Below are 22,466 nucleotides of genomic sequence, written 5' to 3' on the forward strand. Positions count from 1 at the left end.
CGGGGGCTGAGCTCTATGCCTGCCCCCTGCTTTGTTAAATGCTACAGGTATTTTTGTAAAAAGGCTAAATAAGCCTCCTGCGCTTTAATACGGTTTTCCTTTTTCATAAAGCCGTGGCCTTCGTCCGGGAATAACACATACTCAACAGGTACATTCTGAGCTCGAATAGCCGCTACCATTTCATCACTTTCCACCTGCAATACCCGGGGATCATTAGCACCTTGCACCACCAGCACTGGTTTTTTCACCTTATCACCGTGGAACACCGGTGAAATGCGGCGTAAACGTTCGCCATCTTTGGCCGGGTCACCCAGTTCTGCATATAAGGACTCGCGAAAGGATTCCCACCAGGCTGGAATGCTCTCTAGGGTGCGAACCCAGTTGGTGACACCAAAAATATTGATACCCACTTTAAACTCATCGGTAAATGCCATAGCTGCCATGGTCAGGTAGCCGCCGTAGCTGCCGCCCATCACGCCAATGCGATCGGTGGCCACCCAATCCAATGATTGCAGGTACTTTTTACCGTAGACAATATCCTGCAAATCGTGTTCGCCATGTTTTAAATCATCCAGATGGAAGAAGGTTTTACCATAACCACTGGAGCCTCTGTTATTGACGGCCAACACCGCATAGCCTTGATTCACCAGATGTTGAATCGCAGGGCTGTAGCCAGTGCGTGATTGTCCGCCCGGGCCGCCGTGGATCCAAATCAAAGCCGGAACTTTAGCAGTGCTGCTGGCTTGCTTCGGTTTATACAGCAGTGCAGGCACAGCTAAATCGTCAAAGCTCGGAAAACGTACCACTTCACTTTTTACCAGCACATTTTCATCTATGGCTTTATCCAGTGCCTGAGTTAAACGCTCTGCTTTAGTTTCAGATAATTTCCAGACAAATAAATTCGAAGGACTGTTGTCGGCATTGACGTAGAAGCTTAAATACTGGCTGTCATCAGAAAAAGTCACGCCGCGTAAATCACCGGCAGGCAGCTCGGGCAACTGCAGGGCTTTTCCTGTGGCAAGTTCAGTGATGCTGATGAGGGTAGAGGCATCGGCGTTTACTGCTTCGACTTTGTATTTATTATCCTTGCTAAAGCCAATGTACATAATGTCCCAGTCGGCTTTGCTGTAGGGTTGTACGGCCTTTTCATTAATGTTGTAAGCAAAAGCTTCGCTAAACTCTGATTTTTCGTCTGAGCCGAAAATCAGCTGGTTATTATCGCGGCTAAAACCATAAATGCCATGCGACACATTGCCCTGATGCGGGGTGATATGTACTGGTGTTTTGTCCGTGCTTTGCAAATCGAGCAGATACAGGTTGTTATCTGCATTGGTACGCTCTTTGGATAGCGCTACATAACGGCCGTTATCGCTTAACGCGCCAATGTCGTAGCCTTCATTGTTTTGATAGACCAAAGTGCGCTGATAGTTGCTGCTATCGTAGCTGTACAAGTCAAAAAACTTAGGATCACGTTCGTTTGTCATCAGCCAGAATTTATTGTCATCAGTCCAGCCGACAAATTCGGCTTTGTGTTTGTCACCCGGTGTTAAGTCTTTGACTGAGCCATCGAGTTCCCGCACATAGACATGATGTAGTTCGTTCCCGCCCTGATCAGCTTTGTAGAGCACGCGGTCATCTTGCGGAAACCAACCTACAGGCAACATAGATTCGGTGGTCGATTGGGTCAGCGGCGTCCAGGTTTTGCCATCCAGACTGACTTTGTACAGGTTAAATACACCTGTTTCATCGGACGCCACCAATAGCGCGTCAGCTTTGTGGTTAATGTCGTTGCCCATATAGGACTTGGTGGCATAAAACTGTGCTGGCGTGTATGCAGGAACTGCGGCCATTTTGCTGTCCAGTGCAGCCTCTGCAGCTACAGTGGTGGTATCGGTTTTTGCTGTTTTATCACAGGCACTGAGTAGTAAACTGCTGGCAAAAAGCGCCAGGTAAAGGGGAGTGTGCTTCATACAAAGTCCTTGTTTATTGATGTAGTTTTCAACCAGCTCTGCCTTTACTGCCTGTTGATCAGAACTGTAGCGTGCTTCATCAATGTACGGTATCAGCGCAGCAGACTCAAGTGAGCTACTCAGCCCAGCGCTGTTTAATTTCAAGGATTTGCTGCAGATTTTGTTCCAGTAAATCAACCAGGACAGGTTCAAAGTGCAGGCCTTTTTGCGCTCTGATGTGCTGCAGCGTAGCTTCAATAGTCCATGCCTGCTTATAAGGCCGTGCGCTGGTTAACGCATCAAACACATCAGACAAAGCCACAATACGGGCTTCGATGGGAATTTGTTCGCCGGATAAGCCAAAAGGGTAACCAGTACCATCCCATTTTTCATGGTGATACAAAGCCACAGCTTTGGCCATTTTTAGTAAATCAGATTCGCAGTCACCAATGATCTCTGCCCCTATCAGTGGATGCTTTTGCATCTCCTGGTATTCTTCAACTGTCAGCTTGCCAGGTTTGAGCAGAATACTGTCGGCTATACCTATTTTGCCTATATCGTGCATAGGAGCAGCATGCAGTAAGTCTTCGGCTTTTTGTTCGCTAAAGCCATATGCCAGTGCCAGTACCTGCGCATAGTGACTCATCCGCATCACATGTAGGCCCGTTTCATTGTCTTTGTATTCAGCAGCGCGGCCTAACCTTTGGATCACCTGCAGCCGGGTTTGTTTTAACTCCTGTGCCTGCACCAAAGACAAATGAGTTTTTACCCTGGCCCGCACTACGGCAGGGCTGATAGGTTTGGTGATGTAATCCACAGCTCCTACTTCAAAGCCTTTGGTTTCATCCATCTCATCTTTTAAGGCAGTGACAAAAATAACCGGAATAGCACAGGTAAGCGGGTTGGCTTTTAAGCGGGCACAGACATCAAAACCTGTTAAGCCTGGCATCATGACATCCAGCAGGATCAAATCCGCGTGTTCCTTTTCCAGCAGCTGTAAGGCTTCTTCGCCGCTTTTGGCAAACAATAAACGGTATTGCTCCTGCAACACAGTGCGCAGCACTCTTAAATTGGTGGGTTCATCATCGACCAGTAACAAGCTTTGTTTTTCTGTCATCAGAGCTGTTCTCCACCCAACTTTTGTTGTAACTGCTGTAGCAGTTGCAGGGCCAGACTAAAGTCAAAATCGTTGATGGCATCCAGTAGCTTTAGAATCATAGGCTGGTGTTCGCCGCTGTAGTGAGACAACTGCTCTATACCTTGATCGTCCAGTTCATGGTGCAATAACGACTGTTGTAATGTACTTAACACAGAAGTCAGTTGCTGATCATTCAGTGGATGCACCTGATCCTCTGGTACTGCAGGTTGGTCAGACAGCAGCTTTTGGTATTCGGCTTCAAACTTAGGCCAGCAGCCCAGAATTTTTTCCAGGACTTCTCTGGCTCGTTGCTGTTGCTGCTGCCGTGCCGCTTGTTCGAGTTCGGCGCAGGCTTTGCTCAGCGGATCCAGACCTAAATTCGCGCTGACGCCTTTGATAGCATGAGCTTGTTGTTGTACGGCTTGATAATCGCCACAGTTCAGCTGTTCTAACGCGAGCAGCACTGTTTGCCTTTGTTGCTGCAAAAAAGCGTGCAGTTGGGGCAGATAGGTTGCCAGATTGCCCCAAAGTTGTAGCGCTTTGGGTACATTCACTAATAGATCGGAGGAGGTTGTCTGTACCTGCAGTGACAAAGGCTCCCGGACTTCAATAGCCAGCACCCTTGCGATTTCAAAACATAAAGCGGCAAAATCTATCGGCTTGCTGGCAAAGCCCTGCATTCCTGCTTCCTTCGCTGCGGTTTTGTCGTCATCCAGCACGCTGGCTGTTAAAGCAATAATGGGTAACGGGGTTTTGTTCTGTTGTTGCTCCCACAGCCGGATTTGTTGGCAGGCTTTCAAACCATCCAAATGTGGCATCTGGATATCCATCAATACCAAATCAAACTGCTGTTGTTGCATTGTCTGAACCGCTTCGATGCCGTCAGTTACTGCTACCACTTGATGACCAGCTCGTTGTAGCAGCAGTTTCAGCAATTCAAGATTTTGTGGAATATCATCAGCAATCAGCACGTTCAGCGCAGGCAGGGCGGGTACATAACCTTGTTGCTGTGCAGTACTGGCTTTACCCTCCTTCAGTGGCAGACTGAATTCAAAACAGCTACCAACCCCTTCGCTGCTTTGCACTGTGATCTGTCCGCCCATCAGTTCGACCAGCTGTTTACTGATGGTGGTGCCAAGACCTGTGCCGCCAAAACGACGGCTCATGGAGGCGTCGGCCTGAGTAAAGGCATCAAAAATATGTGGTAAACGATCGGCTGCTATCCCTATGCCGGTATCTTTAATACTGAATCTAATGTGTTGCTGTGCTGTGGGGCTAACCCGAACCTGTACCGAGCCCTGATCGGTAAATTTAATCGCATTACCAATCAGATTGGTGAGCACCTGACGTAGCCGATCTGGCGCGCCGTAATAGAACTCACCCAGTTGCGGGTCAAGCTCCAGCTTTAACTCCAGCTGCTTTTTCCGCGCCTGAAGCCACAAAGTGGACACCACGGCATCCAGCACGGCAGGCAAAGAGAAATCCTGCAATTCCAGCTCCAGTTTGCCTTTTTCCAGCTTAGCGCTGTCGAGAATATCGTTGAGTAAATGCAATAATGAATGGGCTGAACCATGAATAGTGGCCAGATGTTTTTTCTGTTCAGAAGACAAATCTGAGCTTAATAACAAGTCGCTGAAGCCAATAATGGCATTCATTGGCGTGCGGATTTCATGGCTCATATTGGCCAGAAAGGCACTGCGACTTTCGGCGGCCAGCTCCGCTTTGTTTTTTGCCTGCAGCAACTCCACTTCCATCTGCTTGCGCTGACTGATATCCATCAAAAAACCGTCCAGCCAGACTATTTCATCTTGTGCAGATTTAATGGCCTCGCCATATTCCAATATCCAACGGATGGAGCCATCTTTGTGCCTGATCCGGTACTCAATAGTGAAATGCCCCTGATATAAATCCAGTTGAGTAGTGGTGCTTCTGTCATCCGGATGCACTACATCAGACCAGCTGCGTTTGGGAGAGGGCAGCATAAAATCACTGGCGGGGTAGCCGGACAAGGTTTCAATGGCGTCACTGATAAACACCATATCCCAGTTTTCATTGAACAGGCAGCGATAGGCAGCTCCTGGGATATTGCCAATTAAAGATCGGAATTTTTCTTCGTTTTCTTTTAATGCCTGTTCCATCTGCAGGCGGCTGCTGATATCAGTGATAAAAGCGACAAAAATGTCTTCATCCGGTAATTTGGCATGACCTATCGCCAGTCGCACCGGCACAGTATGGCCATCTTTATGCACAGCTTCCACATCACGGCCTACCCCTATAATTTTCGCTTCGCCTGTACGCAGGTAGTTCTCTAAGTAGGAGTCGTGATCAGGGCGGATAGCAGCGGGAGTGAGGATATTGACGTTTTTATACAGCAACTCTGCCTGAGTCCAGCCAAGAATTTTTTCAGCGGCTTTGTTCATGCCCTGGATCAACCCCTGAGTATTAATAGTGACTATGCCATCGACTGCTGTGTCCATCATCGCCAACAAACGGCTTGCGTTGGTTTTGGCCGCTGCGCTGGCTTCCCGGTACTTCAATAACAGATTTATAGCGACCACTAAGCTGCTGAGCAGCAAAGTGGTAAAGGTGATGCCCATCGCCAGCACCATAGGGAGTTCACCGGCCTGATAGTCTGGCTGAAAACCTGCTGGCGGAACAAAACGTGCCGCCGCCATGCCGGTGTAATGCATGCCACTGATAGCAGCGCCCATCACTACACTACTTAATAGCGTCAGCCAGTGGGGGGCCAGATTTAAGCGTTTTAAGCCAAAGCGGATCCAAAGAGCGAGAATAGCCAGTACAACAGCCACCAGAATAGAGAGTAAAAAGATGGCTAAGTCATAACGCAACGCCACTGACATTTGCATTGCGGCCATACCGGCATAGTGCATAGTACCTATGCCCGCGCCTACCAGCAGCCCTCCGAGCAACAGCTGAGGCAGACTAAGGTGTTTTTTACTAATAAGATCCAGCGCGACCCAGGAGGCAGCAATACTGGGCAGCATGGACAAAGCGGTAATACCGAAGTGATAACTGACGTCTGTGCATAAGGTAAAAGCCAGCATGCCAATAAAATGCATCGACCAGACACCGCCGCCAAGAGCGATACTGCCACTTCCCAGCATCATCAGGCGCAACGACCTTTTACTGACACTGATGGCCTGAGCTGTCACCTGCATCGCCATGGCAGAAGCAAACACAGCTATTAAAAACGACAGTAGCACCAAACTGAGATCGTAACTACCCCAAAGCAGTAATGGATCGGCCGGGTGTTCGAACAACTGACGTAACCAATCCATTACTTTAACCTCTTACTACGCTGTATTAATGTTTAGCTGCATAATCCTCTACAGCACGCCAAACCCGCAATGTATTGCCGGACAGTACTTTTTCAATGTCTTGCTCTGTGTAACCACGCTCTAATAAGCCACGGATCAGGTTAGGGTACATAGAGACATCTTTTAACTGCTCAGGTAAGGAATCACCTACACCATCAAAGTCAGAGCCTATGCCGACATAGTCGATGCCGACCAGATTTTTTACATAGTCGATATGGTCGAGCACCTTTTCTAAAGAGGCAAATGGATAAGGATTTTTCTTTTTATACTCTGCCGTAAAAGCGTCTTTATCGGTTTGGCCTGAGGCTTTAAACGCACCGTCCCGCTGCAAGCCCCATTGATTGGCTGCTGAAACGACAAAAGCCGAGCCGAAGTTAATTTGGATCACACCACCGTTTTTCGCTAGCGCCTTGATCATGTCATCGTCCATATTGCGCTCAAAACCCGGCACAAAAGCGCGTAATGAAGAGTGAGAGGCGATCACCGGTACTTTACTGATCGCAACGGCCTGATAAAAGGCATCGTCAGACACATGAGAGATATCAATCATCACTCCGGTTTCATTCATGGCTTTCACCAGCTCTTTACCAAAAGGGCTTAAACCTTTCCATTGTCGGCGTAAATCGTAGCTGGAGTCGGCTATATGATTGCTTTCAGAGTGAGCGAGGGTGATGTAACGAATACCCCGGTCATAAAAGTGCTGCAGGTTTTCCAATTTACCTTCAATGGGCGTGCCGTTTTCCATCCCCAAGGCTAAAGATATTTTGCCTTCTTTAAAGTGTTTGGCTAAATCGGCGCTGTTGTAGGCCATGGCGAATTTATCCGGCGCGCGGCCTACCAAAGCTTCCATATTGTCGATTAATTGGTTCGCCAGCAAATAACCGCCACCTTTTTTCTCATAAGAGGATGGAATATAAATCGACATAAAAGGCGCATTTAAACCACCGGCTTTGGCGCGGGGGTAATCAAATTCACCTCTTTTGGTGGCTTTGGTCACATCTTCCCAGTCGTCATATAAACGGTAAGGCACGTCGATGTGAGTGTCGATAATAAGCGTATTTTGGGCGATTTTATTCGCTTGTTGCGTGAAGTCCGCGGCCTGAGACTGCAAACTCAAAGCGGCTATTAAACTGATACTAAGTAGAGTAAAGCGCATAGATCCCTCGATAGTTTTCACTGCAATGCAGTTATTTTTTTCTTAATCTATCGCGCTTTGTGCTTTGGGTATAGCTATCTGGTCGCAGTTTTTGCTGTTATGGCAGCAACCAGCCAGATAACCATAAGCTATACAGAGCTGAAGTGTTGAGTAAGACCGTCAGCCAGAACAGCAGTTGAAAACTGACTTTACGGTTTTTATGCCGCAACCAGTGCTGAGCGACAAAAGCTGCTGGCCAGCCACCCGCTAAACCTAATAACAGCAATGTGCTTTCCTGAGTGCGCCAAGCCTGTTGTTCCGCCGCTTTTTTATCGCGCCAGTAACCAAACAAGGCCACAGCGTTGATCAACAAGAATACATATTTCAACCAGGCCGGTACTAATAATTGCCAGTCCAGATAAAGCAACCACAAGGTCAGCAGCACAAAAAGGCCAATACTGAGTTTTAAACTAAAGCGTAAAGTGCTGGTATTCGATTGCATGGACTGATCCTTTGGAAGCCTTTGATAAGAGTTCAGAGCAAAGAGGTTATAAAGCCTGTTGACTCTAAAGAATACTAGCTGAAATGCTGCTGAACCAGAGTTCTTTGTTATTGTTTTTTCTGAAGATATGTTTCACTCCAACCAGACTTCGTTCTGTGCGTCTCTGAATGGAAAACTCTATGAACTCTCTGACTACTACCCGCTGCGCTTTGTTTGCATTTAGCAGCTCTGATCTATCCAGCAGAGCTCCCTTTTTTTGGGATGGTCTTACAGGAACAGTTGGAATAAGGTTAATGAATGGTAAAAAATGTAATTGAAGTGGGAGGTGCTTTAACTGAAGTTATCAATATCGACCATGGTTGTGTAAAAAGCAGGCACAGAGACGGCGCTGTTGCTGGTTTTTTGGGCAGGTGCTTTAGAGCTGGCAAATTCAATATAGTTAATAAAAGGAAATTAAATGAAACAACAGATCCACGCTCTTAGCCTGTTCACGCTAACCCTGTTTTTCGTTGGTTGTGGTACGGTCAAAACTCTGGCTCCTGATCAGGGTAAAGTCAGCATCAGCTACAACGACAAGAAAAGTTATTGCCGCTCTATTCCCCGGATTTATAGCGGAGTTTCACATAACTTTTGCCTGATGTATGGCGAGCCAAATAAAACCAGCTATACCACTGCGGCGGACGTACCTGTCTGGGCTATAGATACACTACTTTGCGCTGTCACTGATACCCTGGCTTTGCCTTACACTATCAGCCGTCAGCTGAAGGATGGTTCACTTAAAGTAGTACGCTAAAGCGTGTTTTTACTATCGTGCCGTACAAGTGGCCTGCCTGCACCTGTAGCAACCCTGGTTCGTAGTCATGAAAGGGTACGAGCTGTAATTGAGGATAGAGGTGCTGATAAAGCTCAAGCGTGCTAAAGCCAGATCGAATACCGACCGGAGAAGACGATGGAATATCAGTCACTGAGCCGATAAAAGCTATAATTTTACTTCATGGGTTTTATTAGTTAAATCAAAGAGCGCCGACACTCATTAGCCCGAGTTCAGGTTAAGTAACAAAATGCCCCGTTAAGGGGCATTTGCGGACAGACTATGAATTTTGCTTAGTTGGCACTAGCTGTCAGCAGCTTGCCATCTTTTACCGGAATACGCTCAGCCGGTTCTTCATTTAAACGGGTTTTATGAACTTTACCGTCCAGCAGGTAAGTGACGTCATAGCCTATGACTCGCTTTTCCTGTTTCTGTACTGTTTTACAGACGCGGCGTGTTGTAGCTTCGACATCCTTGTTTTGCATGTCAGTTTGCACTTGCTTGCCGGCGTAACCACCAGCCGCAGCACCTGCAACAGTAGCAATCTTTTTGCCTGAACCACCACCGACCTGGTTACCCAGCACACCACCGACTACAGCACCTAATACTGTTCCTGCGATTTGGTGTTGGTCCTGGACAGCTTTCTTTTGTTGCACTATCTGATCGGTACACTGTTCAACCGGGACGTTATAGCTTTCATATACGGCTTTACTCGCCACGACTTCCGCATATTCCGGTTCTTTGTCTAAATAACTGTAGCCTGCCATAGAGCCTAAAGCAGTAACGGCGATACCACCTACTACTAAACCTGCAATAAGAGACTTGTTCATGCTGCACCTCAATTCACTGTTATAAAGTTCAATTGCCTTTTGCAATCAAGTTGACAGGAGTTTAGGCGCGTCAAGCTGTACTCAAACTGAATCGCAATACCAAGGTTCAGTTTTTTAACAAAGGCTGCACATAAGAGCAACTTGCCTCTATTTCATAGCCTTGCGTTGTAGCCCATTGCAGACCAGTCTCAACCAATTTTCGGGCCAAACCTTGCCCTCTGGCACTTTCCGGAACATAAGTGCGGTAAAAGTTGATTTTCCGGCTATTTAGGTCAAGGCTATATAAAAGTTCCGCTTGTTCATTGACCCACTGAATTACAAATCGCTGTTCTTGGGGGTAGTGCCTGACTGCAACTGATTCTGACATAAAGACTGCCTTTGATGGCTAAGGAACATTTGATTCAGATTAAAGACTTTCTTCCGGTTGGCATAGAGGTATACGCATGAGATGGTTGTTGTTTTTATGTATCGCCTTTAGTTTTAGTCTGCAAGCTAAGACTGAACTGACCATACTGGTAGGACTGGATAAACCTCCTTATATAGATTTGAACGATAGCTCTGGTTACGAACTGGATTTACTGCGTTTACTGATTAAAAAAATGGGTTATGACGCAGTGTTTTTACATGTGCCTAATGCCCGAATCAAAGATCTGATGCTGGATGGCAAAGCAGACATCGCCACGTTACAAAAACCTGATCAAGCACAGCCACAGTTGTATTACTCACAACCCTATATTCGTTATCAGAATGTTGCGGCTAGTCTTGCCTCAAAAAGCTTACAACTGCATCAATTAGCGCAGCTAAAACCTTATTCTGTGGTCGCTTTTCACAATGCCCGTACCCTGCTGGGCCCGGAATACCAGCAACTGGTGCCTTTTATGGCAAATTATCAGGAAGTAGCCAACCAAAGTCAGCAGCTACAAATGTTATTACTGGAGCGTTGCGACGTGGTGGTGATGGACAGAAACATCTTTTATTATTACGCCAAAGAAGCAGGGCAGAGTATGCAACCTTTTGATATAGCTGCTGTATTTCCAGCCAGCTTATATAGTGCTGCTTTTAAAAATGAGAGATTAAGAAACAAATTTAATAAGGCTCTGGCTGAAGTACAGCAAGAGCCTATTTTTACTCAGCTGCAGCTGAAGTATTTTTCGGATGTAAATCAGCAACTGCAGGCTCCACAGTGGTAGCGTCCGTTGAGGCGGCCTGAGCTTCCTCCGCCTTTTGCTTCAGGCGGATAGAGTTTTTCACCAGAATATTTTTCTTTTGTTTAGCTCTTTTACTGATTTTCTTTTTTAACGCTTTGCTTGAACTCATGATTTCTTTTCTCACGCCAGATATGGCGCTTAGTTTACCTCAGTCTGCTGAATTACCCCAAACACTTGCTGCGTGGGTCATCAAAACCAGCGATCTTTTACCATACCGTAGTGAAAATAACCCCATTGTCCTAAACGTCGCAGTGCAGGTAGCGGGAATCTTGGCAAAGCAGTCTGATACAGCGGGATTTGCGGCAAAGCGATACCCATTAAACCTTCTGCCAAACGTTTGCCAGCCTGCACAGAAAAGGTCAGGCCGCTGCCACAGTATCCCATGCTGTACAGCACATTGCCTTTATCATCGGCCTGTGCCAGATGGGGGATATCGTCCAGCGTCATGCAAATCCAGCCTGACCAACTGTACTCATAACGCAGCGATTGCAAAGCCGGAAAGCTGAGTTTAAGTACTTCCAGCAGACGTTTCGCAAAATAAGGATCTTCAGCGCCCTGGCCCGTAATAGCGCCACGACCACCAAACAAAATTCTGTTATCCGGCAGCTTGCGGTAGTAATACTTCAGTGCTCTGGTATCCATAATCACCTGCGAGGTTAAAAAGTTGCAGGCCGCCAGTTGAGCTTCAGACAAAGGTTCAGTGACAATAATTTGTGATAACACAGGCAAAGTGCGGGACTGCACGCCACTGTGCAACAGTTTGGGTGTGTAACCATTACTGGCGATCACTACTTTTTTGGCCCGCACTAAGCCTTGTGGCGTGATCAGCAACTGCTGCTCCCCCTGCTGTTGCCAACCGGTGACAGGGCTGGCGCTATAAATCTTAGCTCCGGCTTGTCGCGCTAGTTGTTGATAACCCCAGGCCAGTTTCAGTGGGTTCACCCCAAAACCATCATAAAAACGTAAGGCGGCGTATGCATGTTGGTCTGCGACAAATTTCTGGTGCAGTTCATCACGGCTGAACAACTCCACCTGATAACCAAACTCTTTTTGTAATAAGCTGGCTTGTTGCTGCAGAGTTTTTACCATAGAGGGCTTGTGTGCCATTCGCAGATAACCTGCTTCCTGCTGGTCGCAATCTATGCCTGTAGCGATCAGTGATTTGACGGTTTCAAGACCTTCACAAAATTCCCGGTAAATACCATGCATAGCGGCTTCGCCATACTGGGCCCGCATCACTGAATAAGGTTTTCGACCCGAAGATTTCAGTACAAAACCTGCATTACGACCGCTGCAGCCCCAAGCGGTTTGATTGGCTTCCAACACCACAGCTTTGACATTATGCCCAGTCGCCAGATGATAAGCACAGGACAAGCCGGTATAACCAGCACCAATAATGGCCACGTCAACAGATAAATCCTGTTTTAACTGACCATCATCTGCAGGAGCTGTGCCTGAATGAGCAGCCCAATAACTGTTTGGGTAAGGTTGGCCCTGGCCTGGATGGGGGTCTAGCAGCGGGTCGTACATCCGTTTTTCCTTTTAGTTGTATTGGATGAGCATTTTGGCGATCATGGCAAGAACTATAGAAAAAACCAAGAGTGTTTTATGTTTTCCAGCGCTATTGAGTACCGCCAGCTGCAGTTGCAGGATTACGTGGCCTTGTTGCAATTAGCCAATCAGGTACATGGTGATGGCTATCTGGATGCTCAGTCGCTGGCTTATTACCATCAGTTAAGTATCAAAAAAGGCATAGATGCCAGCTTCGTGGCCTATGCTGATAAGCAACTTGTGGGGTTTCGTTTATGCTGGGCAGCAGGGCAATGGCAACCTGATCTGTGGTGCAGCACTGAACTTTGGCAAACCGCTATAGCCGATACCAGCTACTTTAAATGCAATACCATAGCGCCACTTTGGCAAGGGCGGGGTATTGGCGGTGAACTGATGAACCGCTCTATCACTGCGCTGAAACAGCAAGGAGCAAAAGCAGGGGTGGCGCACTTATGGCGACAAAGTCCGGGTAATGCCGCAGTCAAGTACTTCACCAAACAAGGTGGTCAGTTGGTAAAAATTCATCCGGATAAATGGCGGCAAGACAGCCACAACGGTTATGAATGCGTGCGTTGCGGTTTTGATTGTAGGTGTGAGGCTGCCGAGATGATTATCTATTTCTGAAAATCCTGCGTCCTTGGCGCCGCAGCGGCGTTGACTGCGCGCTTTCGCCCCAGTTACATAGGTGAACTATGCTCCTGGGGTCTCTATCGCTTGTCGCCTTGCTGCAACACCAATGCCTTTGGATTTTACGCTGTGTCCTTGGCGGAGCTGCGGCGTTGACTACTCTCGTTCACCCCAATCACATAGGACAACTATGTTCATGGGGATTTACTCGCTTGTCGCCTTGCTGCAACACCAATGCCTTTGGATTTTATGCTGCGTCCTTGGCGCTGCAGCGGCGCGGGTTTATCCCCGCCCGTGCAGCGTTCTGCCTGTGATAAGCCAGCTTATTCCGTCACCCAGGGCATTTCCGGCAATAACGCCAGATGTTCGATATAACGCTGCAAATTGAACGTTTCATTACGTTCAATCACGGCTTCCATTTCTGGTGCCAAAGCGCAGGCCATCAGTTCCAAAGCATCTTCCCTGCTGTGGCCTGTCATGCAGAGACGCATCAGGGTTTCTTTCACTTGTTTTGGATTATTGTCGGCTAGCTGGTTCTCCAGCACTTCAAAAATAATTTCCTGATCGACTAAGGGTTCCTGACTCATTCGGTATTTTTCCAAGCATATGTATCTAAGGGCGCAGCATGCCAGAGCATAGACAAAGCGGCAAGCCGAAGGACCGACCTCTGAATTTTTTCCGTGAGTCTGATGGTGTTCCACTTTGGCTTTGGCTAAGCTGGGCCACGACTTTTTAAATATAAAAACAAAAACTTATGCAACAGGGATATTCGTCGAACTGGCAGAGCAGGCTAAAAGCTTTAGGGCCAGGAGTTTTATTGGCTACTGCTGCTATTGGTGGCTCACATATAGTGGCTTCCACTCAGGCTGGAGCTTTATTTGGCTGGCAACTGGCAGTGCTGATTTTGCTGGTGAACGTGTTGAAGTACCCCTTTTTCCGTTTTGGAGTGGAGTACAGTCTGCACAGTGGTGAAACCTTACTTGAGGGGTATCAAAAACAAGGCCGGGGTTATTTATTAAGTTTTGTCTGGCTGAATTTAATAGCTGCTGTGGTCAATACAGCTGGCGTGTTGCTACTGACCGCTAGTTTGTTGCAGTTTTTTATGCCGGTGCAGTTATCTCTGACTCTGCTTTGTTTGATTTTGTTAGCGGTATGTTTGCTGATTTTATTAGCAGGTCAATACAAGTTACTCGATAAGGTTTCCAAATGGGTGATGGTATTGCTAACGATCACTACAGTGGCTGCGGCTATCATCGCCTTTAACAAAGGTCCAACGGCGGCAGCAGATTTTGTCGGCCCTTCGCCATGGCAGTTGATGTATTTGGGCTTTTTAGTAGCGCTGATGGGCTGGATGCCTGCTCCTATTGAAATTTCCGCTATTAACTCGTTGTGGCTCAAAGCCAAGCAGCAGCATACGCCGGTGAATACACAAGATGGTTTATTTGACTTTAACTTAGGCTACTGGAGCACGACAGCACTGGCATTGGTATTTCTGGCTTTAGGTGCTTTGGTGCAATATGGCTCGGATCAGAAAGTAGAATTAGCAGGCGCTGCGTACACCAACCAGTTTGTATCCATGTATGCCAGCACTATAGGTGATTGGTCAAAGCTGTTAGTGGCTTTGGTCGCTTTTCTTTGTATGTTTGGTACTACGCTGACGGTGCTGGATGGTTATGCCCGTACTATCAATGAATCCTTTCAACTTTTAGGCTGGCAAAAAGCAGAACGAAAACATAGCTACAACTACTGGCTGCTGGCGCAGGCTGCTTCTGGTATGGCGGTAATTTTGTTTTTTAAATCTGCGCTTGGCCCTATGCTTACTTTTGCCATGAGTCTGGCTTTTGTCACGACTCCGGTCTTTGCCTGGCTGAATTATCGTCTGATGCGGGGTCAGCAGAAGCATCTGATGCAACCTTGGATCCGCTTGCTATCCTGGCTAGGGTTAACTTATTTATTTGGTTTTGCGTTGCTGTTTATCTGGTGGTACCTGAGTAAATAACCTGAATAAATAAAATGCCCATACAATCATTCGCTTAAGCTGTATTTACACAAATCTGCTTGCGCTGGTTTAAACCGCTCTGTAGTCTCGAATTCAGAGACCGGTTTAAACTGGCAGCAAGGCAACAGAACACAACCTTTTCCCCGATAAAACAACAACCTATACATCAACGATAATAGAAGTATAAATGATGAATTCATTGGAATTTGTGGGCACCTTTTTGTTGCAACTGGCTGTTATTTTGGTCGCGGCGCAACTTTTCGGTTATCTGGCGCGTTTTATTGGTCAGCCGAAAGTAGTTGGCGAGATGATCGCGGGCGTGGTGTTAGGTCCTTCGTTATTTGGCTTGTTCTGGCCGGATATTCAACAACAGATATTCCCTGCCGACACTATGCCTGTGCTGTATTTTGGCGCTCAGGTAGGCGTAGGTTTGTATATGTTTTTAGTCGGGCTGGAATTTAATACCGGCTTATTTAAACAACAGGCCCGCAGTGCTATTGCAGTTTCTTTGGCTGGTATGCTGGTGCCTTTTACTGTTGCAGCTTTGTTATGTATTTGGCTGCTGGATATGCCAGGCCTATTTGCCGCTGATATTTCTTACGGTAATGCAGCATTGTTTTTAGGGGCTGCTATAGCTATTACCGCTTTCCCTATGTTGGCCCGAATTATTTACGAGCGGGGTTTATCTGGTACTTCGTTGGGTGCTCTGGCACTGGCGGCCGGTGCTATAGATGATGCCGCGGCCTGGACTGTAATGGCTGTGGTGCTGGCTAGTTTTGGTGGTGGTGCTTTGTTAGCGGTCAAAGCTGTAGTGGGCGGTGTGGCGTACGCCACTTTAATGTTTACCAAAGTCACGGGCTGGTTGCAGCCTCTGGCCGACAGGATTGAAGCCAAAGACGAAATAAGCTGGGGGCAGTTTGCTTTCCTGCTAGTACTTTTTGCTATCTCTGCCTATTCGATGGAATGGGTTGGCCTGCATGCTGTTTTTGGTGGTTTTATTTTAGGTATCGCCATGCCCCGTGGTGCCATAGTGGAACTCTTACGTAAACGTTTAGAAAAAATCACCATTTTTGTCTTATTACCGATGTTTTTCACCTACTCAGGCTTAAAAACTCAGCTGACTATATTGGCTGATTGGGAAGTGATGTCTGTTGCTCTGGTGATACTGGCTGCTTCAGTTTTTGCTAAAGGCATAGCCTGCTGGGCCGCGGCCCGTCTCACTGGCAGCGACAATAGAACCGCTATGGCTGTTGGTGCTTTAATGAACGCCCGTGGCCTGATGGAGCTGATTATTATCAATATAGCGCTGAAGTTTGGCGTGATAGAACCTGCGTTATTCTCCATAATGGTGCTGATGGCGATAGTGACCACACTGATGGCCACACCACTGTTTGAGCTGGTGTATGGCCGGCATATGAAAAAGCAAGTACTGGATAAAAGCCCTGTATCAGCGCAGGTTGCAAGTGAAAACCAAAGCTAGAGCATAAAAATAATAAAGCGGACCGAAGTCCGCTTTATTCATCGAATTAAAAACCAGAGTTATTACAAACTCAAAGTCCGTTCACCGCGGGATATGCCAGACACACCACTGCGCACTGTTTCCAGTATTTGGATGCCGCTAAGTGCTTCAATAAAAGCTTCCAGTTTATCCGAGGTGCCCACTACCTGAATGGTGTAGGTATTGGCGGTGATATCAATAATCTGGCCACGGAAGATGTCTGCGCAGCGTTTTACCTCTTCGCGTTGTTCAGCCGTGGTTTTGACTTTGACCATCATCAGTTCACGTTCAATATGAGCTGATTCACTTAAATCGGCCAATTTCACCACTTCAATCAGTTTATGCAGCTGCTTGGTGATTTGTTCTATCACCTGATCATCACCCCGGGTCACCAGCGTCAGACGCGAAATAGTCGGGTCTTCTGTTGCCGCTACCGTCAGTGAATCAATGTTGTAACCACGCTGAGCAAATAACCCTACCACGCGGGCTAAAGCGCCGGACTCGTTTTCCAGCAATACAGATAAAATATGCCGCATTTTAAGTCCGCTCCGTTTTGCTTAAAAACATTTCATTCATAGCGCCGCCTGGTATTTGCATTGGATAGACATGCTCGGTCGGGTCGACATGAATATCTAAAAACACCAGCTTGTCTTTCAGGGCAAAAGCGCGTTCTAAGGCTGGCTCTAACTCTTCGGCTTTGGTGACCCGAATACCGACATGGCCGTAAGCTTCGGCCAGTTTGACAAAATCAGGCAAGGAATCCATGTAAGAGCTGGAGTAGCGGCTGTCGTAGTTCATGTCCTGCCACTGTTTGACCATACCTAAATAACCGTTATTCAGGTTGATGATTTTTACATTCAAGCCATATTGTTTACAGGTCGACAGCTCCTGAATATTCATCTGAATAGAGCCTTCGCCTGTCACGCAGACTACTTCAGCATCAGGGTAATGCAGTTTGACGCCCATAGCGGCAGGTAAACCAAAGCCCATAGTGCCGAGGCCACCTGAGTTGATCCAGCGATTGGGTTTATCAAACTTGTAGTACTGAGCGGCAAACATCTGGTGCTGGCCTACGTCGGACGTGACATAAGCGTCGCCTTTAGTATGACGGTGCACAGCTTCAATGACGGCCTGAGGTTTTAAATGCGATGCGCTGCTGTCATAACGGCCACCATGCACTTCACGCCATTGTTGGATTTGTTGCCACCATTGGCCTAAAGCGTCTTGATCCAATTCGCCCTGGTTTTTCTCCAGCTGATGCAGCATTTCCTGCAATACAGGTTTGACTAAACCCACAATAGGAATATGCGCATTGATGGTTTTGGATATGCTGGCCGGGTCAATATCGATATGAATAATGGTCGCGTTAGGGCAGAATTTTTTGGTGGCGTTGGTAACGCGATCGTCAAAACGGGCGCCTACGGCAAAAATCACATCGGCGTTATGCATCACCTGATTGGCTTCATAACTGCCGTGCATACCCAGCATACCAATAAATTGTGGATCGGACGCAGGATAAGCACCCAAACCCATTAATGTGTTAGTGACTGGTAAATTCAGCTTGCGGGCTAACAGAGTCAGCTCATCTGAGGCCTGGCCTAAAATCACACCACCGCCGGCATAAAGCACAGGTTTTTTCGCCGCTAATAAAGTGGTCAGTGCTTTTTTGATCTGGCCCGGATGGCCTTTCGCGTTCGGGTTATAAGAGCGCAGTTTGATTTCTTTTGGATACTCGTACGGGAACTTCTGGCTTGGTATCGTCATATCCTTTGGAATATCCAGCACCACAGGACCAGGCCTGCCACTTTGCGCTATATAAAAGGCTTTTTTGACTAAATACGGAATATCTTCGGGGCGGCGCACCGACATATTGTGTTTCACGATAGGGCGGGAAATGCCCAGCATATCGGTTTCCTGAAAGGCATCATCGCCAATCAGGTGACTCATCACCTGACCACAGATCACCACCATAGGAATAGAATCCATATAAGCAGTAGCTATGCCGGTAACCGCATTAGTAGCACCAGGGCCAGAGGTGACGAGCACTACACCAGCTTTGCCGCTTGCTCTTGCGTAGGCGTCCGCCATATGGGTCGCGGCTTGCTCATGGCGGACCAGCACGTGTTTCACCTGATGCTGTTGGAACATGGCATCGTAAATGTGTAACACGGCACCGCCGGGGTAACCATAGACATACTCTACGCCTTCGTCAGCTAAGGCGCGGATCAGCATGGCTCCACCAGACAGCAGTTCTGGTTGGGTGTTTTGGCTTGTCATTGTTCAGGTCTCATAGTTTGCACGTGCGAACTTTAAACCCTGTTGCGGGCGCAATAAGGCTTAAAGCAAAAATCACCGCTCCGCTTACGCAGAACAGCATTAATTTTTCTTTTACGTGGACGGACAGAGTAAGGGGTCTGTCAAACAAACTAATCAGGCCTGGTTAGTGACTCGTTGGTCTTTTATTATTTAGCAGGCTTGATGGCTAATTTAAGGGAAGAAGCTTGGAAAGTCGACCGCTTTTTCTGGTCTGACCAAAAAAAGTCTCGCTGCAGCAGCGCAGCGATGATTGCCTGTTGGGGGGAGGGCTGAGAATACAAAATCCTCGGAATAAATTTGAATGTTGGGGCGAATTAGATAAACGACATTTAAAGGCAGCATAGCCTCATATAAACAATGCTCTCCCCCGACTTGCAAATCTAAAGCCCCGGCCACATAGTGATGCAAAGCATTCCATAAAACCGGAGCTATCCGGTTCGCATAAAAATAGGTGAGTTGTGTCCGCTAATATCAAGCCCGTTACTATAGAAAATGTTCGTGAACTGTTAGAGCTGTCTTTTGCCCAGCCTGTGCTGTTTTATTTTTATTCTGAGCGTAGCCCGGCTTGCTTAAATTTAGGCCCTGTATTGCAGCGCATTGCCCAAAGCTATCCGGATGCCCTGACGTTGGCTGTAGTGGATTGTGATCAGGAACAGCAACTGGCAGCGCACTTTGGGGTACGTTCAGTGCCGACTGTGCTTTTTATTAAAGAAGGTCAGCCGGTGGATGGTTTTGCTGGTGAAGAGCCTGAACAAGCTATTTTGCAGCGTTTAAGCGCATTTTTACCTAAGCCTGAAGATCAATTACTGCAGCAGGCTCTGCCTTTGCTGGAGCAACAAAACTGGACTGAAGCTTATCCTTTGCTTAAACAAGCCAATGAACTTGCCTCGGAACGGGTAGATATCCGCTTACAACTGGCGTTAGTGCAAGTGGAACTGGGCCAGTTAGAGGCTGCTGAAAAAGCACTGTCGACCATATTGATGGCAGATCAGGATGCGCTGTATCACAGTGTCAAAGCGCGTTTGGAATTGGCGCAGCAAGCGGCTGACAGCCCTGAAATCAAAGCGCTGGAGCAGGCGCTAGCCACAGACCCTGATAATAAAGAACTGCAACAACAGCTGGCGGTGCAGTACCATCAGGTACAACGTTCGGCTGAGGCCTTGGCCTTGCTGTTTGAAATATTGAAGCAGGATCTGAACTTTGGTGAGGCGAAAAAACTCTATCTGGATATTCTGGCCACTTTACCCAAAGGTGAGCCTTTAGCGTCCAGCTACAGACGTAAACTCTATAGCCTGTTGTATTAATTCCTGATTTAAAAGGACTTCCTATGCTGCAAAAAACATGGACCAGCTTGCTGCTGCTGGTTCTGTGCTGTTGCTCAGCCCCTGGTTACAGCGCTGCTGTTGCGGAAAAAGTATTTGCCGATTATGCCGATGCCTTGTTGCAAATTAAGGTGCTTGAGCACGCTTCGGGAGCGAAGTCGGCCATCGGCAGTGGTTTTTTACTGGCCGAACCTAATCTGGTCGTCACCAATTACCATGTAGTGTCTGAAGCTGTGTTATTCCCGCAAAAATACCAACTGGAGTTTCTGGCGCAAAACCAGCAAAAGGGCAAGCTGGAGATAGTGGCCGTGGATGTGGTCAACGATTTGGCTCTGCTAAAAACCGACTACACAGCAGCCAAAAGTTTTCAGTTGCAACAGCAAGCGCCAGTGCAGGGCGCTGAAGTCTATTCTTTGGGTAACCCGCATGATTTAGGTTTAATCGTGGTGCCAGGCACTTATAACGGCCTGCAAAAACATAGTTTTTACCCTCGTATTCATTTTACCGGCGCTATTAACAGCGGCATGAGCGGCGGTCCTGCAGTGAATGAAGCAGGTCAAGTGATAGGGGTTAATGTGGCATCTGCTGGCAATGGTTTAGGGTTTTTAGTTCCAGCAGCCGCCTTGCAAAAGCTACTAACGAAACAAGCTGTGGCTGATTTAAAACAGGATATTCAGCAGCAACTGATCAGCAACCAGCAGGACATGTTTCAGCAAATCCTGAACGCCAATTGGCAGCTTAAAAGCTTTGGTCCTGCCACAGTACCGGACGAAATAGTGCCTTTTATCCGCTGTTGGGGCACATCCAATGTGGAAAAAGACAAAGATGATGTCAAACGAGTGAATGCCTTTTGTAATCAACCGGAAGAAATCTTTTTATCATCTGAGTTCAGTACTGGCCGCATTGAAATGCAGTTTGAATGGTTGCAGGGCAAAGATTTGCATCCATTGCAGTTTTTCCGCCGTTATCAGCAAAGCATCAACCAAATGAACGCAGATAACAGTGCAGGCGAAGACGATGTGACCGCCTATTCCTGCCAGAATCAGTTGCTCAGCCCCGCAGAGGGGCAGCATGCTAAAGCGGTTTTTTGTTTAAGAGCTTACCGAAACTATCCGCAACTTTTTGATGTGGCTTATATTTCTGCTTCTTTAGACCATCAGCAACAAGGGGTGATCAGTCACTTTACCTTAGCAGGTGTGGATCAAAAAATGGCGCTGGAGTTTAGTCATAAGTTTATTGGAGCTGTGGTATGGCAGTAATAGTGGAAGTACTGAACAAGCAGCAAAAAGTCATAGAACGGCATAAATTTTTACAACAACAGGTCAAACTAGGCCGGGCCTTTGATAATGATGTGATTCTGTTTAACAAGCATGTCTGCCCTTATCACGCCACATTGCAGCAAGATCAGGCGGGGCAGTGGTGGCTGGAGGACTTAAGTTCAGTCAATGGCAGTTTTGTATCAGACCGTAAAGCTGTGCTGGCAAAAGAGCCACTGCGTTCCGGTGAAGTTTGCTGGTTAGGTGAACAGGCGCTTCGTCTGTATGACGATGCCCATCCTGTGCCAGCTACTTTGCCTTTTAGCGCTGTGGGGCAAAAACTGCAGGCTATGGGGCACTGGGCTTTTATTCTGTTATTTGCTTTGATCCTGGCGGTGGATCAGATGGTTGAAATCTGGCTGACACTGCCAAAGCAGCTGGAGCATTTATGGACAGTAAGGTTACTGGAACTGCCAAAAACCTTGCTGATGTTTTGTATCTGGCCAGCCATCCTTGCACTTTGGGGCAGATTTAACCAGCAGGAAAGTCATTTTCTACCTCAGCTTAGCCTGACTTATGCAGCGCTGGCAGCCAGTGCGGTGTGGGGCGTTTTTTGTTATTGGCTGGGTTTTAATCTGGATGGTTCTGTTGTAGCGCAGATCACTGAAGTCACGGGTTATAGCCTGATTTTAGTTGCGTTATTTTGTGGCAATTTATGGCTGGCGACTCATTGGCCGGTCAAAGCTCAGGCTGCAGTCGCTGTGGTTGTCGCGTTGTTGGCCACATCAGGGCAGTGGGCTGGTTTACTGACACCGCCTTCACCTTTTGACCGTAGCTTGCAATACGATTCACGTTTATTGCCTCTGTCTTTTTATCTGGGCAAGGGCAAAGATATGCAGCAGTATGAGCAGGAATTACAGCAGCTATTTGAACAGGTCGAACAGCAGCGACAGGATGTAGATACACAATAAAAGGTCAGAGCTCAG

Annotated in this window: 19 protein-coding genes; 8 read left to right on the forward strand and 11 right to left on the reverse strand. The window is 47.4% G+C overall.

All coding sequences use genetic code 11. The features are described 5' to 3' along the window. Window positions 1-41: 41 nt before the first annotated feature. The 5 genes from IEW88_RS05875 to IEW88_RS05895 all read right to left on the reverse strand — a co-directional run bounded on the left by IEW88_RS05875 (window position 42) and on the right by IEW88_RS05895 (window position 8,062). Entirely contained in the window at window positions 42-1,970 is a 1,929-nt protein-coding gene (locus IEW88_RS05875) for an alpha/beta hydrolase family protein (protein WP_147903436.1), read from the reverse strand. Between the two features lie 115 nt (window positions 1,971-2,085). Beyond that, complete coding sequence (locus IEW88_RS05880) at window positions 2,086-3,066, reverse strand: response regulator (RefSeq protein ID WP_147903437.1); 981 nt, start codon at window positions 3,064-3,066, stop codon at window positions 2,086-2,088. Next, window positions 3,066-6,386: an MHYT domain-containing protein gene (locus IEW88_RS05885; protein ID WP_147903438.1), complete on the reverse strand. Its 3,321-nt coding sequence runs from the start codon at window positions 6,384-6,386 to the stop codon at window positions 3,066-3,068. The genes IEW88_RS05880 and IEW88_RS05885 overlap by 1 nt, the downstream gene beginning before the upstream one ends. 25 nt (window positions 6,387-6,411) lie before the next feature. After that, window positions 6,412-7,581 (reverse strand): dipeptidase, encoded by a 1,170-nt coding sequence (locus IEW88_RS05890; RefSeq protein WP_147903439.1) that lies wholly within the window; start codon window positions 7,579-7,581, stop codon window positions 6,412-6,414. Window positions 7,582-7,678: 97 nt separating this feature from the next. Beyond that, complete coding sequence (locus tag IEW88_RS05895; protein WP_082335656.1) at window positions 7,679-8,062, reverse strand: DUF1294 domain-containing protein; 384 nt, start codon at window positions 8,060-8,062, stop codon at window positions 7,679-7,681. A 457-nt stretch (window positions 8,063-8,519) separates the two neighbouring features. On the opposite strand from IEW88_RS05895, the gene IEW88_RS05900 reads away from it, so the two are divergent. Further along, on the forward strand, window positions 8,520-8,855 hold the full coding sequence (locus IEW88_RS05900; RefSeq protein ID WP_147903440.1) for a YceK/YidQ family lipoprotein: 336 nt from the start codon (window positions 8,520-8,522) through the stop codon (window positions 8,853-8,855). A 311-nt stretch (window positions 8,856-9,166) separates the two neighbouring features. On the opposite strand, the gene IEW88_RS05905 is transcribed toward IEW88_RS05900, so the two are convergent. Beyond that, window positions 9,167-9,703 (reverse strand): glycine zipper 2TM domain-containing protein, encoded by a 537-nt coding sequence (locus tag IEW88_RS05905; RefSeq protein WP_147903441.1) that lies wholly within the window; start codon window positions 9,701-9,703, stop codon window positions 9,167-9,169. Between the two features lie 106 nt (window positions 9,704-9,809). After that, complete coding sequence (locus tag IEW88_RS05910; RefSeq protein WP_147903442.1) at window positions 9,810-10,070, reverse strand: GNAT family N-acetyltransferase; 261 nt, start codon at window positions 10,068-10,070, stop codon at window positions 9,810-9,812. A gap of 76 nt (window positions 10,071-10,146) precedes the next feature. Between IEW88_RS05910 and IEW88_RS05915 the strand changes: the two genes are divergently transcribed. Beyond that, window positions 10,147-10,893: a substrate-binding periplasmic protein gene (locus IEW88_RS05915; RefSeq protein ID WP_147903443.1), complete on the forward strand. Its 747-nt coding sequence runs from the start codon at window positions 10,147-10,149 to the stop codon at window positions 10,891-10,893. 207 nt (window positions 10,894-11,100) lie between these two features. Here IEW88_RS05915 and IEW88_RS05920 read toward each other — a convergent pair whose 3' ends face one another. Next, window positions 11,101-12,441 (reverse strand): NAD(P)/FAD-dependent oxidoreductase, encoded by a 1,341-nt coding sequence (locus tag IEW88_RS05920; RefSeq protein WP_147903445.1) that lies wholly within the window; start codon window positions 12,439-12,441, stop codon window positions 11,101-11,103. Window positions 12,442-12,519: 78 nt separating this feature from the next. On the opposite strand from IEW88_RS05920, the gene IEW88_RS05925 reads away from it, so the two are divergent. Next, window positions 12,520-13,086 (forward strand): GNAT family N-acetyltransferase, encoded by a 567-nt coding sequence (locus IEW88_RS05925; RefSeq protein ID WP_147903446.1) that lies wholly within the window; start codon window positions 12,520-12,522, stop codon window positions 13,084-13,086. 326 nt (window positions 13,087-13,412) lie between these two features. Here IEW88_RS05925 and IEW88_RS05930 read toward each other — a convergent pair whose 3' ends face one another. Next, window positions 13,413-13,676 carry a hypothetical protein gene (locus IEW88_RS05930; protein ID WP_053423112.1) on the reverse strand — a complete coding sequence of 88 codons (264 nt, stop codon included), beginning with the start codon at window positions 13,674-13,676 and terminating at the stop codon, window positions 13,413-13,415. A 230-nt stretch (window positions 13,677-13,906) separates the two neighbouring features. On the opposite strand from IEW88_RS05930, the gene IEW88_RS05935 reads away from it, so the two are divergent. Both IEW88_RS05935 and IEW88_RS05940 read left to right on the forward strand, forming a co-directional pair. Further along, entirely contained in the window at window positions 13,907-15,088 is a 1,182-nt protein-coding gene (locus IEW88_RS05935; protein WP_229670322.1) for an NRAMP family divalent metal transporter, read from the forward strand. Between the two features lie 187 nt (window positions 15,089-15,275). Next, entirely contained in the window at window positions 15,276-16,568 is a 1,293-nt protein-coding gene (locus IEW88_RS05940; protein ID WP_229670324.1) for a cation:proton antiporter, read from the forward strand. A gap of 62 nt (window positions 16,569-16,630) precedes the next feature. Here the strand turns inward: IEW88_RS05940 and ilvN are convergent, their stop codons facing one another. Next, on the reverse strand, window positions 16,631-17,122 hold the full coding sequence (gene ilvN, locus IEW88_RS05945) for an acetolactate synthase small subunit (RefSeq protein WP_147903448.1): 492 nt from the start codon (window positions 17,120-17,122) through the stop codon (window positions 16,631-16,633). A gap of 1 nt (window position 17,123) precedes the next feature. After that, window positions 17,124-18,863 (reverse strand): acetolactate synthase 3 large subunit, encoded by a 1,740-nt coding sequence (locus IEW88_RS05950; RefSeq protein WP_147903449.1) that lies wholly within the window; start codon window positions 18,861-18,863, stop codon window positions 17,124-17,126. A 497-nt stretch (window positions 18,864-19,360) separates the two neighbouring features. Between IEW88_RS05950 and IEW88_RS05955 the strand changes: the two genes are divergently transcribed. The 3 genes from IEW88_RS05955 to IEW88_RS05965 are packed head-to-tail and all read left to right on the forward strand — an operon-like array spanning window position 19,361 to window position 22,451. Continuing rightward, window positions 19,361-20,206 (forward strand): tetratricopeptide repeat protein, encoded by an 846-nt coding sequence (locus tag IEW88_RS05955; protein WP_147903450.1) that lies wholly within the window; start codon window positions 19,361-19,363, stop codon window positions 20,204-20,206. Between the two features lie 23 nt (window positions 20,207-20,229). Next, the gene (locus IEW88_RS05960) at window positions 20,230-21,483 is read left to right on the forward strand and encodes a S1 family peptidase (RefSeq protein WP_147903451.1); all 1,254 of its coding nucleotides are present in this window, start codon (window positions 20,230-20,232) and stop codon (window positions 21,481-21,483) included. Continuing rightward, window positions 21,474-22,451 (forward strand): FHA domain-containing protein, encoded by a 978-nt coding sequence (locus tag IEW88_RS05965; protein ID WP_147903452.1) that lies wholly within the window; start codon window positions 21,474-21,476, stop codon window positions 22,449-22,451. Before IEW88_RS05960 ends, IEW88_RS05965 begins: the two co-directional genes overlap by 10 nt. Window positions 22,452-22,466: the final 15 nt, after the last annotated feature.

The organism is Rheinheimera tangshanensis, assembly GCF_014645135.1.
Classification (GTDB): domain Bacteria; phylum Pseudomonadota; class Gammaproteobacteria; order Enterobacterales; family Alteromonadaceae; genus Pararheinheimera; species Pararheinheimera tangshanensis.

Bases quoted from the DNA above. Each gene is read 5' to 3' on its own strand.
- IEW88_RS05915 (WP_147903443.1), top strand. From the start codon at position 10,147: ATGAGATGGTTGTTGTTTTTATGTATCGCCTTTAGTTTTAGTCTGCAA.
- IEW88_RS05890 (WP_147903439.1), bottom strand. From the start codon at position 7,581: ATGCGCTTTACTCTACTTAGTATCAGTTTAATAGCCGCTTTGAGTTTG.
- IEW88_RS05960 (WP_147903451.1), top strand. From the start codon at position 20,230: ATGCTGCAAAAAACATGGACCAGCTTGCTGCTGCTGGTTCTGTGCTGT.
- IEW88_RS05940 (WP_229670324.1), top strand. From the start codon at position 15,276: ATGATGAATTCATTGGAATTTGTGGGCACCTTTTTGTTGCAACTGGCT.
- IEW88_RS05895 (WP_082335656.1), bottom strand. From the start codon at position 8,062: ATGCAATCGAATACCAGCACTTTACGCTTTAGTTTAAAACTCAGTATT.
- IEW88_RS05920 (WP_147903445.1), bottom strand. From the start codon at position 12,441: ATGTACGACCCGCTGCTAGACCCCCATCCAGGCCAGGGCCAACCTTAC.
- IEW88_RS05930 (WP_053423112.1), bottom strand. From the start codon at position 13,676: ATGAGTCAGGAACCCTTAGTCGATCAGGAAATTATTTTTGAAGTGCTG.
- IEW88_RS05950 (WP_147903449.1), bottom strand. From the start codon at position 18,863: ATGACAAGCCAAAACACCCAACCAGAACTGCTGTCTGGTGGAGCCATG.
- IEW88_RS05965 (WP_147903452.1), top strand. From the start codon at position 21,474: ATGGCAGTAATAGTGGAAGTACTGAACAAGCAGCAAAAAGTCATAGAA.
- IEW88_RS05910 (WP_147903442.1), bottom strand. From the start codon at position 10,070: ATGTCAGAATCAGTTGCAGTCAGGCACTACCCCCAAGAACAGCGATTT.
- IEW88_RS05900 (WP_147903440.1), top strand. From the start codon at position 8,520: ATGAAACAACAGATCCACGCTCTTAGCCTGTTCACGCTAACCCTGTTT.
- IEW88_RS05905 (WP_147903441.1), bottom strand. From the start codon at position 9,703: ATGAACAAGTCTCTTATTGCAGGTTTAGTAGTAGGTGGTATCGCCGTT.
- IEW88_RS05885 (WP_147903438.1), bottom strand. From the start codon at position 6,386: ATGGATTGGTTACGTCAGTTGTTCGAACACCCGGCCGATCCATTACTG.
- IEW88_RS05880 (WP_147903437.1), bottom strand. From the start codon at position 3,066: ATGACAGAAAAACAAAGCTTGTTACTGGTCGATGATGAACCCACCAAT.
- ilvN (WP_147903448.1), bottom strand. From the start codon at position 17,122: ATGCGGCATATTTTATCTGTATTGCTGGAAAACGAGTCCGGCGCTTTA.
- IEW88_RS05925 (WP_147903446.1), top strand. From the start codon at position 12,520: ATGTTTTCCAGCGCTATTGAGTACCGCCAGCTGCAGTTGCAGGATTAC.
- IEW88_RS05875 (WP_147903436.1), bottom strand. From the start codon at position 1,970: ATGAAGCACACTCCCCTTTACCTGGCGCTTTTTGCCAGCAGTTTACTA.